Consider the following 13,645-nt stretch of genomic DNA (forward strand, 5'->3'; position numbering starts at 1 on the left):
GGCGTGCGGACTGAACGTGGTGGTGCTTGTCACCGGTCGCCTCGGTGGCGCCGGCATCTACGTGTGCTGCGTCAGCAGGGCCTTGAAGCGCGGATCGTCGCGCAGCGGATCCCACACCGGATCGAGCCGCAGGGAAGCGGGTGAAATGATCACGCCGGTCGGCATGGACAACAGGCGCTCGAGCAGCGGAATGGCCTGATCGGGCTGGCCCACGCGCACGTAGAGCACTGCCATGTGCTCGAGCATGTCGGTGCCGGTGAGCGCATCCTGCGACACCGGCATCAACGCCACGGCGCGCTCGCCTTCGGCAACCGCCTCCGCCTTGCGTCCGAGCCCGGCATAGGCAAACCCCAGCGCAAGATGCAGGTCGGCGTCGTCCTGCCGTTCGGCCAGGGCCGCACGGGAACGCGTGGCCACGTCGTTGAAGGCCTCCGTGGCCTTGGCCATGTCGCCCGCATCCTGCCAGGCCCATGCCACGTACAGGCGGCGCGGCAACACGATGTTGTCCGGGTCGTCCCAGTTCTCCGCCTTGTCGGCTTCGGCAATTTTGATCGCGCCCGCATAGTCGTGCGCCAGCGTCCGCTCGAAATACAGCGACATGATGTTGCTGCGATAGCCATCACTGCCCGGCGAAAGCGTGGCCAGTTCGGCACGCAGGGGCGCCAGGTCGCCCTTCCACATGAACTCGTTGAAGACCTGGGTGAGGCGTTCGCCGAAAGGATCCCGGCTCAGCGACAGCGCCGTGGCATAGGCCTGGTCGGCATCCGCGTAGCGGCGCAGGCTCTGGTAGGTCACGCCGAGCTGATTGAACGCGAACTCGCTGTGCGGATCCAGCACGGTGGCCGCATGGAAGCGCGTCACGGCTTCATCCCAATGACCCTGCCGCCGGGCAATGGCGGCAATCAGCAATTCCACCGTGGCGCTGCTGGGCATGGCCTGCCGCGCCAGCTCCAGCTGGGTGATGGCGCCGGCATAGTCGCGATGACCCCAGTAGTTGTACAGGCCCATGGCGTAGTGCGCCTGCCCCAGGTTGGGCTGCAACGCCAGCGCACGATCGGCAGCCGTCTTCGCCGCGGCCAGCCGCTCATTGGTGCGATCGGGGCCGAAGAAATACATCTGCATTTCGGACCGCGCCAGCTCGGCGGCGGCCAGCGCAAAGTCCGGGTCCCTGGCCAGTGCCTGCTGGTACAGGGCAATGGCCACGGGCGACTCGGCCGACGACAGCGAAGGATCGTCATAGGCGCGGTTGGCGTGCGCGCCGGCCTTCAGGTACAGGTCGTAGGCTTCGGCATTCGATGTCGGCAGCTTGTCCATGCGCGCGGTTTCAGCCGAGGTGAGCTGCACTTTCAACGCGCCCGCCACGTTCTGCGCCACTTCGCCTTCCACGTTGAACACGTTGTCCAGCGTGCGCGTATACGCCTTCGCCCACAGATGGTTGCCGCTGTTGGCATCGATCAGCTGCACGTTGATCAACACCTGGTTGTCGACCTTCTGCACCGTGCCTTCAAGCAGCGTGGCCACGCCCAGCTGGTGCGCGATGGTTTTCACGTCTTCCGGGTGGCTGGGGTATTTCTCGGTAGAGGTGCGCGAGATCACCTTGAGCCCGCCGATGCCCACCAGCTGGGTCAGGATCATGTCCTGCATGCCGGTGGCGAAATAGGCGTTGCCCTGGTCGGTGCTGAGGTTCTGGAAGGGCAACACGGCAATGGACTTCAGATCAGCGGCCGCTGTCGCATCGGCCGGGCGACGCGTCCACGTGTGCCAGCCGAACAGCGCGCCCGCCACCACCAGCAGGCCAACCACCATGGCGATGAGCGGCTTGCCGAACCGGCGCGGGCTGTTGTCCGACGGCACCAGCGTGATCGGTGGCGTGACCGGCGGCGGCGCGATCACGCTCGCCGGCGGCGCAACCACGGCGCTCGCACCGGCACTGAGGCTGGCAAGTACCGGCGCCACCGCAAGGTCGGAGTCATCCAGCGCGCTTTCCGTCATCAAGGCTTCACGCGACGACGCAAAGCGCACATCGGCATCCAGGCGAAAGCCGACGCCGTGGACGGTATGCAGATAGCGGCTGTCTTCCGCACTCTCCCCCAGCGCATGGCGCAGCACCGCGATCACGCGGCTGAGCACACCGGGAGTGACATGGGTGTGGCCCCACACCTCGTCGAGGATCTCGTCGCGGCTCAACACGCGACCGGGGTCGTGCGCCAGCAGCACGAGCACGGCGAACGCCTTGCGCTCGAGCCCGACCTCCTCGCCATCCACGAACAGTCGATGGCCCAGGGTGTCGATTTCGACCGCACCGAACGCAATCCACGCAGCAGAGGCGGACTCTGCAGCCATCTGATCGACCTCCTTCCGGGGCCTGCTCCGCCTCAGGTTACACCAACTGCGTGAGGAGGCTCGGCATAGTCCAGGTATGGATTCCGTTATGGGGGGATAGCCGTCTGAATGCAAGGCGGTCGCGGCGCCGCTGAACGGACAGCGGGCCTGCCCAGGCCGCCTGTCGGTTACCGGTGAAACACTGTGCCGGAAGTCATGCAGACCACGCCAATTTCACACAGGCCCCGCTGCCCGGAGCGCCGACATCGGTCTCAGCGCAGGTGCCCGAACCCACGAAACTGCCGCAGCGCCGACCTGAAATAGCCCGCATCGGTGGGCTCGCCACCTTCGGGTGCAAGCCCCGACAGCGCGGTCCACGGCAACGTGGGGTGTTCGTGATGCAAGCGGTGCAGATGATGGTTCATCAGCACGGGGCGCCACAGGGGCGACACACGAAACGTGCGGGCACGTGCCGGCTCATCCAGCTTCACGTCGTAATGCGGCAGATTGTCGGCCACGGACAGCCACACGCCACGCAGGAACATGGTGACCGCCAACACGGGCCACCACGCGCCATACACATAAAACGCCAGTGCATGCAGCGCGAGCGAGAGCATCCAGTCGCGCCGGATGCAGGCACGACGCTCCTTGTTGCCCGCAAAGGCGACAAACAGGCGCTGGATATCCCGATCCACCGGCGCATCGCTCTTCAGCTTGTTCGCCACCAGGCGACGCACCAGGTTCACCGGCAGGAACGTGAGCAAAGGCAGCACGACCTCGCCCAGATACAGGCCACCCAGCAAATGCGCGTAATAACCCAGACGCGCCAGCACGCGATGGTTCGCGCCTTCATGCACGTCCGGCTGGTCATAGGCTTCCCGCGTGAAGCGGTGATGCATCAGGTGGCCAAAGCGCGCCGCGTCATACGGCAACAGGAAGGCGATGGACAACGCGCGCCCCGCCCATTCGTTGAGGCGCCGCCGGGCGAACAGATGCCCATGGATGGATTCGTGGATCAGGCCCCAGTGCGTCGGGGTCAGCAGCACCAGCGGCACCATCAGCCACAACATCGGCGCGCCCCACTGCCGCAGCAGGAACGGCCATGCAAACAACTGCACCCCCATCGCGGTGGCAACCACGCCCACCAGCAGCAGATTGGCGCGCTGGTCGATGGGAACGCGACGCGGCGCCCGCCGTGCGGCCGCTGCCATTGGTATGCCATCCGTCTCAATCGCTGTCTGCAGGTCCATCTGTTCCCCTATGAGCCGTCAACAAAACCCTGATGTCTTCAGGTTCCATCACCGCCATTGCCACGGATGCCACCAGCGTCCCTCGCCGCCATTCCCGCGGATGCCACCAGGCTCCATCACCGTCATCGCTGCGGACGCCATCAACTCCCCTACCGTCTGGTCCCCTCACCGTCATTCCCGCGAAAGCGGGAATCCAGCGCCTTTAAGGCGCGCGGAAAGGCCGAAAGTCACTGGCTGACTAGACGTACGGCTGTTGAAAAGCACCTTCCGCCTCCGCGGGAATGACGGAGTTGAAGCCATACGAGGTCCGGCCTGCGGCATCCAAATACAGTACAGCCGCCACCTAACGTAACAGCAGCTTTTGACAGTCAGAAGTGCGAACCGATACCCCTTGCCGGCAGGCCATCCCCCCATGCGGAGAACGCCCCCAAGCCATCCACCACCTGATAGTAGCGCCAGCCCCGCGCAAGGAAAGTGCATGCCACCCCGGACGACCCTACGCCCCCTTGCCCGCCCGGGTTCGCGTGGCCTCTCAAACGCATGGACCCTCCACGCACCACGCTCGTCACACCCCGCCGCGTGACCGCGCAACACCCACCCAAGGCCGTAGCCAACGGCGGAATCCGGGGTTCAACGATGCGGTGCATGTCGTGATTGCGCGGGCACGACGATCCCGGATTCTCGCTGCGCTTCATCCGGGCTACGGATGCGCGCCTTGACCCGTCGCCCGGATGGAGCCAACGGCGGAATCCGGGGTTCACCGATACGGTGCATGTCGTGCTTGCCCGGGCGTGGCGATCCCGGATTCTCGCTGCGCTTCATCCGGGCTACGGATGCGCGCCTTGACCGTAGCCCGGATGAAGCCAACGGCGGAATCCGGGATTGCGCGGCCTCGCACATCCCTTCGCCCTTCCTACTCCACGCCTCGTACACCTCGACTGTTACTTCGCATCACCTGATCAAGGTCATAGCGAGCCTGCAACAGCAGCCAGTACAACGCGCTGGTGTTTAGTGCGTCCGCCAGTCGCCAAGCCTCCTCGGCATGGATGGGCGCACCCACGAGCACGCAGCGGATGTGCCAGGCGGGTATGCCGGAACGTCGCGCCAGTTCGTTCGCGCTCACGCTGTTGGGGCGCATGAAGTCGTCACGCAACACCACGCCGGGGGAACGCAGGCGCGTGGCGGTATCGATCTGCAGGCGGGGGTGAAGCAGAACCGGAGGCGGTGCCGGAGGTGGTGCCAGGGTGAGGCGCATGGGGGCCTTCCTTCGGGTGCACGAAACCAGCGGATGCCGGCGAGGGAATCCGTGTAGGCAAAAGCCGGGTTGAAATGTCCGAAATGGCCGGGTGTGGCGTGCCGACAAGGACAACGACACGCCACAAGGCTCGATCATTCCGGTCCGCTTACGCGCTCGTCACCTGCCCGCTGCCTAGCTGCCGGGCGTACTGCGCCAGACACTGCATGGCCACGGTGATGCCTTGCCGGTAGTAAGTGGCCAACGGCCGCAGCGGCGGCACATCAGGGGGCCGTACCGCGTGGCGTAACCGCTCGTCTTCCTGGCAAAGCAGCGTGAGCGCATTCAGCGCAAACGCCACGTCATCCAGCGTGGATAACCGAAGCGATGGCGACGTGTGGTAGGCCGCCGGAGGGTCGGCGGCGGGCGAAGCGCGTGAGGCGTGGCCCACAGAAACGGATGGGCACAGGCGTGCCGTATGATCGACGTCAGCCATGATCAACTTGTCCTAGTTGGTGATGGTTAGCGGGTCGTCGGTGCTAGTAACACCGGCGGCCCGCGACTCACGGCATCACTGCCGTGACCGCCCGCAACCTCGTCCGAAGACGCCCGCGAGCAGCATTCCCACCCTACCGAAGCGGCTCATGCCACGTCATCGGGGTTTCCCCCTCGCGGCGTGTGGGGTTTTTCAGAGTGGCTATAGGCGCTTGAGGCCGGACAGTCGGGCCCGTTCAACACGCCTTGCCCGGTTCGCCCCGACCACCCGTTGAAGTCATCCATGGCGTGGCATTCGCGCAGCCATCCAGACTGCCCGCAGCCGGCGACCCGGCCTGCAGGCGCAGAGTGCAACGCGCCGGTTGGCCTTCCCCGATTGCAGCCCGTGGCCGTTTCGCATCGCTCCGGGCCAGGGGACGCTCGACGCACACGCGGTTGTCATCATTTTTATTGGACAGTGGACGTCCGGGTCCTTCCGTCGGGTATCGGCGCGTTTGATACACAGGGGGCGGCACTCGATCCATTCATCGGCGCGATGACAGGGTCGTCGTCCGCCGGGCACTTCAGTCGAATCATGGGGGACGACGCCATGGACGCAGGAAGTCGGCTGATACACAGCCAGGATATCGCTGCCAAGGTTGCACGCCTCTGGCAAAGGCGCACCCAGCACGCGCTGGAACATTACGGTGATCAAGTGGGCCAGGCACTGGAGGCACACTGGCGCGACGATGCCCTGCTGAAGGCGTGGGCCGCGCTCGCCAACCCGCTCGAAGGCTGGCGTTATGCGGTGGATGCCGCACAGCGATCCGTCCTTTATTGGGACACCTTGCGTGAGCGTGGCACGGACTTCGTGGAATCGGCGGTGCATGGGCTCAAGCCCGTGCTGCACTTCGATCATGAAACGGTGCTGGACGCGCGCCATTTCGAGCGCCCGGTCAATTACGCACTGTTGCGCATCCTGCCGCCGGACGGCGTGCTTATCGACGAACGCAAGCGCCCTTACGTGATGATCGATCCGCGCGCCGGCCACGGGCCGGGTATCGGCGGCTTCAAGGACGACTCACAGGTTGGCGTTGCCCTGCGCGCGGGGCATCCGGTGTACTTCGTCGTGTTCTACCGCGACCCGGAACCCGGCCAGACCCTGCTGGATGTCTGCGCCGCCGAGCAACGCTTCCTTGCCAAGGTGCGCGACTTGCACCCGGACAGCCCCAAACCCGCGCTGATCGGCAATTGCCAGGGTGGCTGGGCGGCCATGATGCTGGCCAGTTCGGATCCGGACACGACCGGGCCTATCGTCATCAATGGCGCGCCGATGTCTTACTGGAGTGGCGCGTGGAGCGATGGCGCCGGTGACAATCCCATGCGCTACGCCGGCGGCCTGCTCGGCGGCACGTGGCTGGCCTCGTATACCGCCGACCTGGGCAACGGCAAGTTCGACGGCGCCTGGCTGGTGCAGAACTTCGAGAACCTCAATCTCGCCAACACGTTCTGGGACAAGTACTACAACCTGTACGCACACATCGACACGGAGCCGGCACGCTTCCTCGAATTCGAGAAATGGTGGGGTGGCTTCTACCTGATGAACCGCGAAGAGATCGAATGGATCACGGGCAACCTCTTCGTGGGCAACAAGCTCTGGTCCGGCGAGGTCAGCAACGGCCATGGCAAGTCGTTCGACCTGCGCGACATACGCTCGCCGATCGTCCTGTTCGCCTCGATGGGCGACAACATCACGCCGCCGCAGCAGGCCTTCAACTGGGTGGCGGACCTGTACAAGAGCACGGACGAGATCAAGGCGCGCGGCCAGGTCATCGTCGGCCTGATGCATGAAAGCGTCGGTCACCTCGGCATTTTCGTGTCCGGCAAGGTAGCCAGAAAGGAACACGCGCAGATCGTTTCCGTGCTGGAGGCCATCGAGAGCTTTCCGCCGGGCCTGTATGGCATGAACATCACGGCAACGGAAACGGGCGGGCCGGGAGCGGCCTATGAAGTCTCCTTCCAGGAGCTTCGCCTGGAAGACATCGCGGCGCGTCTGAACAAGTTCGGGCGCGCGGATGAAAAGCCCTTCGGTGCCGTGGCCGAGGTTTCCGAGTTCAACCAGCTCGCCTACCAGCTGTTCGCCCAGCCCTTCGTGGAATCCTTGTCGAGCGAAGCGAGCGCCGGAGTCATGCGTGCGCTGCATCCGCTGCGGATGCAGCGATGGGCCTGGTCAAACCTCAATCCGTGGATGTCGTGGCTGCCCTCCGCGACCAAAGCCATCAAGGCCGACCGCAGGCCGGCTGGCGACGCCAACCCCTGGCGCGCGTTTGAGAAATCCGGCGCGGCCGTGCTGAGTGCCTCGCTTGACTGCTGCACGGCACTGCGTGATGCCGCCACCGAGGCCTTGTTCTTCGGGGTCTATGCAAACCTGTTCTCCATGCACCTGGCCGATCGACACAGCGCGCGCGAGGAAACCGCGCACGCACCCGTGGACCCACGCGAGCTGCCTTACGTGAAGCACGCGCTGGCCGCGATCGGCGATGGTGGATACATCGAAGCGGTGGCGCGCGTGGCCCATCTGCTAGAACGCAAGGGTGAACCGCTGCTGCTGAGTCGACTCTCCATGCGCGACCAGCTGAGCAAGGACTACGCACAGTTCCTGCCACCGCTGGCGCCGGACGAATGGCGCAGGATCCGCGGCGAGCAGGAAATCATCGTGCATTACGAGCCCGAGCAGGCCGTGGCGACGTTGCCACTGCTGCTGGCCGAACCCGCCGACCGGGTCAGGCTGCTGGGCCTGATCGATGCCTTGCTGGCCGATGAGCGTGTGAAGAATGACAACCACACGATCGATCAGGTATCGGCCATGGTGAGCATACGCAACGTGCTGGGGGAGCCATCCCGGTTGCCGCCATCCGCCAGCGTGGCCAAGCCGTCACGCGCCAGAAAGCCGAGTGCCCGATAAGCCTGGCGGTGATCCAGGAGTGCGTTCGCTGTCGCAGCCCAGACGAACGCGCTACGCCAGTTGCAGGCAGCCCCATGGAGGCAGGTGATGTCCAATGAAACGTCGCAACCGATCCTCAAGGGCTCCCGGGCGCTGGTTACCGGCATCGCCAACGATCAATCGATTGCCTATGGTTGCGCCAAGGCTTTCCACGAGCTCGGCGCGGAGCTGGCCATTACCTACTTGAACGACAAGGCGCGCCCGCATGTCGAGCCGCTCGCCACCGCGCTGCAGGCACCCTTGTTCTTGCCGCTGGACGTGGCGCAACCCGGCGCGCTGGAAGCCGTGTTCGAGCGCATCGCTTCGGAGTGGGGAAAGCTGGACATTCTGGTGCACTCCATCGCATGGGCACCCAAGGCCGATCTGGAAGGTGGCCTGCTGCAATGCTCCAGCGACGGCTTCGGCGCGGCCATGGACATCTCCTGCCATTCCTTCGTGCGCATGGCCCGCCTGGCGGCGCCACTAATGAAGGACGGTGGCACCCTGATCACCATGAGCTACTACGGCGCCAACAAAGTGGTGCCCAACTACAGCGTGATGGGACCGGTGAAAGCAGCCTTGGAATCCTGCGCCCGATACCTCGCCCATGAACTGGGCCCGCAAGGCATCCGCGTGCACGCCGTATCGCCCGGGCCACTCAAGACCCGCGCTGCCAGTGGCCTGAAGGATTTCGACCTGCTGCTGAGCGAGGCATCGCAGCGCGCCCCGCTAGGCGAGCTGGTGGACATCATGGACGTCGGCTACACCTGCGCCTTCCTGGCGACGCGATACGCTCGACGCGTCTCCGGCGAGACGCTCTACATCGACGGCGGCGTCAACATCATGGCGTGATGTGAGGCTTGGGGAACACCGGCAGGTTTTCTGCAAAACCGGGTTCAGGGTCAGAAAAGTGCATTCTGAGGGAAGGTCTGGAATGTCTGCTTTGGGTCGGAAGCGGACGTAGGAGGCTCAGACGACTCCGCCCCCGATCGACCAGTCCTCTCCGTAGTTCTACGCTCCTTCGCCTCGCAATTGTTCTGAGGACGAAAGCCTCCGAATATGATGGCATGGTGGCCTTCGCATCGCCTGGGGAAAAGACATGAGGTCTCTCTGGAAGGCAAGCGCGGCGGTGCCGCTCGTTATTGGCTTGTGCCAACCCCTTGCTGCACAGGAATACACCTTCAAAGGAGGCTTTCCGGACGCGGCAACGGTCCAGAAAGCGTACGACGATGCCGACCTCGCGCGGGCCATCGAGGCATACAAGTTTTTCTATCCCACCGTGTCCATCTTGGGCACGTGGACGGGGAACATCAATGCAGGCACGCGCCCCAACGAAGTGCTTTTGCTGCTGCACGGGCGGCCCGAGCAAGTCGTATTTACGCCCAACTCGGATACGCCCTACGCCGGCGGCCCCGTGGATGTATCCCACGGCCCCATGGTGATTGAGATGCCCCCGGGCCCACTGATGGGCGTAGTGAACGACCTCAATCAGCGGTATGTCATGGACATGGGCATCCCAGGGCCCGACCAAGGCAAAGGCGGCAAGCACCTCATCTTGCCACCAGGGTACAAAGGTGAAGTACCCACCGGGTACCACGCGGTAGAAGCCACGACCAACCGCGTGCTCTTGCTGTTGCGCGTCATCCCGCCCAACGGCGACGAGAAGGCGGGAGTCGCACTCCTCAAAACCGTAAAGATTCACCCCCTGAATCCGCCTGCCGGATGGAAGGGCGTAGCGTGGATAGATCAGGGTTCCAAGCCGGGTGACTTTTCTCCGGTGCGCTGGGAACGGACCCTCGACTACTGGAAGCAACTGAAGAACGTCATCGACAACGACCCGCCTTATGAGGCTTATCGCACTGAGTACGGTCGCCTGGCGACCCTGGGCATCATCAGGGGGCAGCCGTTTGAACCCGATGCCCGGATGACACGCATCCTCGAACGGGCGGCAGTGCTCGCCAACGATCAAATGCGCGTACTTTCGTTCGCAGACCGCAGCCCCAACCGCCTGGCGTGGGCCGACCGCCATTGGGAGTGGGCAACGCTTCGCCCGGAAAATGGCACCTTCGACCTGCCTTCCTACAAAGACTTGGACGCGCGCTCGAAATGGTTTTATCAGGCGCAAATCGAGTCGCCCGCCATGTTCCGACGCGACGCATCCGCAGGCTCGCTTTACTGGCTAGGAACGCGTGACGCTGCTGGCACTTATCTGGATGGAGGCAAGACATACAAGTTGACGGTACCGCTTCCGGTGCCGGCGCGGCTGTTCTGGTCTATTACCGTCTACGATCCCGACACACGCAGTGAGATCAAGACCGCGCAGGACAAGGCAGCGTTGCGCTCGATGTACGAACTCAAAGGACGGTCGGGCTCCACGGTGGACCTTTACTTCGGCCCCAAAGCACCAGCGGGCCATGAGAAGGAGTGGATACAAACGCTGCCTACCAAGGGTTGGTTCTCCTACTTCCGCATTTACGGACCACAGGCCTCCGCTTTTGATGGCAGTTGGAAGCCGGGTGATTTTGAAGAGGTGAAGTAACCACGGTGTAGCGGAAAGCCACCATGAATGAAGATGAGCTTTCGAATGGCTTGTGGCCTGCTGCCATGGGTGCATTCAGCCAACGGGCTAGCCACAAATCTAGGGCCAATGAGGTTCGCTTTGGGTCGAAAGCGGACCTCACTTCGCGGCTAGAATGCCGCTCCTTCATGCTTTAGAAGCACCCCGGCGGCGGAGTAGTAAAGAACCACATCGCCACCTTCGACAATCGACTCCGCACCCTGCTCGTTCTCATAGATTGGGTGCCCCGATACCTGCCACCCGTCACTGGTGCGCGAAGCGATGAACACGCAGCGGGTTCTGAAGTATCCGCCAAAGACTGGCTCATGATCCCCGCAATAGCGCAACGTGGCCTCCCGGGCCAACTCGATAATGTCAGCCTCAGACTTGGGCTTAACACTCTGCGCTATCGCCGAATGTGCGAAGACCATGGCTGCAAGAATCATGGCACCGCGCGCGCATATCCCATCCACTCCTAACGTCTCCCATGGGTCGAAAGCGGACATTCCCAGTTGACTCGAAAGCCTTGAAAAGCATCTAGCCAATGCGGCTTCGCACGTACAGATGAAGGCATGCCCAGGTGGCAACGGTAACCAGCCACACTGCGAACAAGCGCCATCCTTTGCCCGTCAATAGAAGGCGCGAAGCTCTTACGAGCACAACAACATTGAGCAAAGTGCACGCAATAAGGACCGGAAGTGCCGTCAGGCCCAGAGTGATGAACGCGGGGCCGTCATCCGCGTCAAGACGCCCATCTGATCCCGCGGTAAGCACGCTCCAACAAGCAACTACGTACAGGACCAGCCCAATAGCGTTGCCGACGAGACTGTATTTCATCACATTGGACATATGTGTTCCCGTTAGTAGCCAGCACTATTCCTGTCCGCTTCGGGTCGAAAAAGGATGCTCTGGTTCGTCCTGCTTCCCAACCCTCTCCCAACCAGGAAAACCTAAGACGCACTCAGTTCGTAAGGGTACCTGGGTAACCATCTTGCGGAATGGGGGCCAAGAAGTCAGCCACGGGTTCAAGGATCAGTTCCGGCAAGCTCTCAGCGATGGCTGCTCGCATTTGGCCCCAGGCTTCCGGATCGACTGAAGGGCGGGACAGACCTTCTGCTTTTGCCGCCGCGGAAGGCCACTGCGTATAGCTATACCAAATATCGTCGGGCCCACGGTGCAGGCGAGAGCCCAGCGACCCACGTTCGTCCAAAAGCAACTTTGTGATCCTGGACCAGGCTTGGACGAAGGAATCTTCGGACCCCGGATGAAGACGCCAACGATAGATCGCACAAAAAGCCGTACCAACGTTATCCATAACTAAATCCATTTGAAGTGGAAATGCGATTGTTCGAGAGGAAAAACTGAGGTCAAGGTCGACTTGCCAAACTAAAGCGGCAACAGAAAAGTGTGCACTGACCCCGGGGGTTAGCCGGATATGACGGATGCCACGCTTGCCCGGGCACGGCGAACCCGGATTCCCTCAACGCAATCCAACGATCTAGGCTTTCCCGACGCGTACCATTCGCTGCAGCAGATGCTCCATGATCCCCGGCAGGTCGGTGCAACGCCCCGTGTGCACAGGCGAGGTCTGGATGATGGCGCTGCGTTTGGCAGTCAGCCAATGGAAACGTGCGCGCAACGGCAATTGCCCGATCGGCCCGCTGTCAGGGCCGCCGCGGCAGATGATCGGAAAGCTCTGCAGGTGGCGCCGCACGGTGGCCAGATCGATGGCGGGATCGAGCGCGCGCAATCGCGCCTCGTCGAGTTCAATGCGTGCTTCCAGGTAGTGTGTCGCCGCGCAGGACAGCAGAATGCCCACGTTGACGAATTCCTCGCGCTCCACCCGCGGCACGACGCGGATCACCGCATAGTCGTAGCTGTCATGCGCGCGCATCGATGGCTCCCTGTACGAACGCCCGCGGCGCCTTGAGGCGGCGGACGAGGTAATCCTTATACGCCGCGCGCTGGGTCGCCGCATCGGCAAATGCGTCGGGACCTTGCAGCCAGATGTCGGGCACGGCCCCGACAATGTCTTCGATCACGGCCGGCGCCAGGCGTTCGGCCATCACCGCATCGATCTCGGCGAGACGATCGGCCGACGACAGCAATACGTGATCGCGGATGATCGGAAACGGTTTCGTCGGATCGACATCGTGACCGTTCCAGGCATGATGGAAATACAGCGCGGCGCCGTGGTCGATCAAGTACAACTTGTTGTGCCACATCATCAGATTGGGATTGCGTGCCGTGCGATCGACGTTGCTCACCAAGGCGTCGAACCAAACGATCTGCGACGCCAATGTACAGTCCACTTTTTCGGCCACCGGATCGAAATTGATCGCGCCCGGAAGGTAGTCCAGCGCCAGATTGAGCCCGGCGCTGGCGCGGATGAGGTCCTGAATCTCCGGATCGGGTTCGGTGCGCGCAAGATCGGCATCGAGTTCGACGAACACGATTTCCGGCACGGGCAGCCCGCAGGCGCGGGCGAGGCTGCCGGCGATCCATTCGGCGACCAGGGCCTTCGCCCCCTGCCCCGCACCGCGGAACTTGAGCACATACAAGCCATCGTCATCGCCTTCGATGACAGCAGGCAACGAGCCGCCTTCTCGCAACGGCGTGACATAGCGGGCGGCATGGATCTGGCGTGGCGTCATGGCGGAAGCATACCCGACGCCTGCCCGTTTTGAGTGACGCGGAGAGATGAAATCCAACTCCTTTCCAGGCACTCGTAGATGCTTTCCAGGATGTCAGTTTCGGACTGGGCGAAAAGGGCAAGAGCCCTCTTCCGGCAGCAAGGAGAGGACGGCCGGACAAGAACAGCACTC

Annotated in this window: 11 protein-coding genes; 3 read left to right on the top strand and 8 right to left on the bottom strand. The window is 63.1% G+C overall.

The genetic code is table 11. From position 1 onward, the window contains the following. Positions 1-57: 57 nt before the first annotated feature. The 4 genes from H8F01_RS03520 to H8F01_RS03535 all read right to left on the bottom strand — a co-directional run bounded on the left by H8F01_RS03520 (position 58) and on the right by H8F01_RS03535 (position 5,302). Positions 58-2,343: a winged helix-turn-helix domain-containing protein gene (locus H8F01_RS03520; RefSeq protein WP_187057699.1), complete on the bottom strand. Its 2,286-nt coding sequence runs from the start codon at positions 2,341-2,343 to the stop codon at positions 58-60. Positions 2,344-2,594: 251 nt separating this feature from the next. After that, a complete protein-coding gene (locus H8F01_RS03525) occupies positions 2,595-3,533 on the bottom strand; it encodes a fatty acid desaturase (RefSeq protein WP_238481135.1) in 939 nt (312 codons plus the stop codon). A 952-nt stretch (positions 3,534-4,485) separates the two neighbouring features. Further along, a complete protein-coding gene (locus H8F01_RS03530) occupies positions 4,486-4,827 on the bottom strand; it encodes a HigA family addiction module antitoxin (protein ID WP_187057700.1) in 342 nt (113 codons plus the stop codon). 148 nt (positions 4,828-4,975) lie between these two features. Beyond that, positions 4,976-5,302 (bottom strand): hypothetical protein, encoded by a 327-nt coding sequence (locus H8F01_RS03535; protein WP_187057701.1) that lies wholly within the window; start codon positions 5,300-5,302, stop codon positions 4,976-4,978. Between the two features lie 588 nt (positions 5,303-5,890). On the opposite strand from H8F01_RS03535, the gene H8F01_RS03540 reads away from it, so the two are divergent. The 3 genes from H8F01_RS03540 to H8F01_RS03550 all read left to right on the top strand — a co-directional run bounded on the left by H8F01_RS03540 (position 5,891) and on the right by H8F01_RS03550 (position 10,802). Further along, positions 5,891-8,245 (top strand): DUF3141 domain-containing protein, encoded by a 2,355-nt coding sequence (locus tag H8F01_RS03540; protein ID WP_187057702.1) that lies wholly within the window; start codon positions 5,891-5,893, stop codon positions 8,243-8,245. 87 nt (positions 8,246-8,332) lie between these two features. Continuing rightward, positions 8,333-9,115, top strand: a complete 783-nt coding sequence (gene fabI / locus H8F01_RS03545; RefSeq protein ID WP_187057703.1) for an enoyl-ACP reductase FabI — start codon at positions 8,333-8,335, stop codon at positions 9,113-9,115. A 247-nt stretch (positions 9,116-9,362) separates the two neighbouring features. Then, the gene (locus H8F01_RS03550; RefSeq protein WP_187057704.1) at positions 9,363-10,802 is read left to right on the top strand and encodes a DUF1254 domain-containing protein; all 1,440 of its coding nucleotides are present in this window, start codon (positions 9,363-9,365) and stop codon (positions 10,800-10,802) included. Positions 10,803-10,951: 149 nt separating this feature from the next. On the opposite strand, the gene H8F01_RS03555 is transcribed toward H8F01_RS03550, so the two are convergent. The 4 genes from H8F01_RS03555 to H8F01_RS03570 form a co-directional block, all read right to left on the bottom strand. Continuing rightward, entirely contained in the window at positions 10,952-11,266 is a 315-nt protein-coding gene (locus H8F01_RS03555) for a hypothetical protein (RefSeq protein ID WP_187057705.1), read from the bottom strand. A 515-nt stretch (positions 11,267-11,781) separates the two neighbouring features. Beyond that, positions 11,782-12,147 (bottom strand): antibiotic biosynthesis monooxygenase family protein, encoded by a 366-nt coding sequence (locus H8F01_RS03560; RefSeq protein WP_338017293.1) that lies wholly within the window; start codon positions 12,145-12,147, stop codon positions 11,782-11,784. A 171-nt stretch (positions 12,148-12,318) separates the two neighbouring features. Next, the gene (locus tag H8F01_RS03565) at positions 12,319-12,714 is read right to left on the bottom strand and encodes a DUF3037 domain-containing protein (RefSeq protein ID WP_187057707.1); all 396 of its coding nucleotides are present in this window, start codon (positions 12,712-12,714) and stop codon (positions 12,319-12,321) included. Continuing rightward, positions 12,701-13,474 (bottom strand): HipA family kinase, encoded by a 774-nt coding sequence (locus tag H8F01_RS03570; RefSeq protein ID WP_187057708.1) that lies wholly within the window; start codon positions 13,472-13,474, stop codon positions 12,701-12,703. Before H8F01_RS03570 ends, H8F01_RS03565 begins: the two co-directional genes overlap by 14 nt. Positions 13,475-13,645 lie beyond the last annotated feature (171 nt).

The organism is Dyella telluris (genome assembly GCF_014297575.1).
Classification (GTDB): Bacteria; Pseudomonadota; Gammaproteobacteria; order Xanthomonadales; family Rhodanobacteraceae; genus Dyella; species Dyella telluris.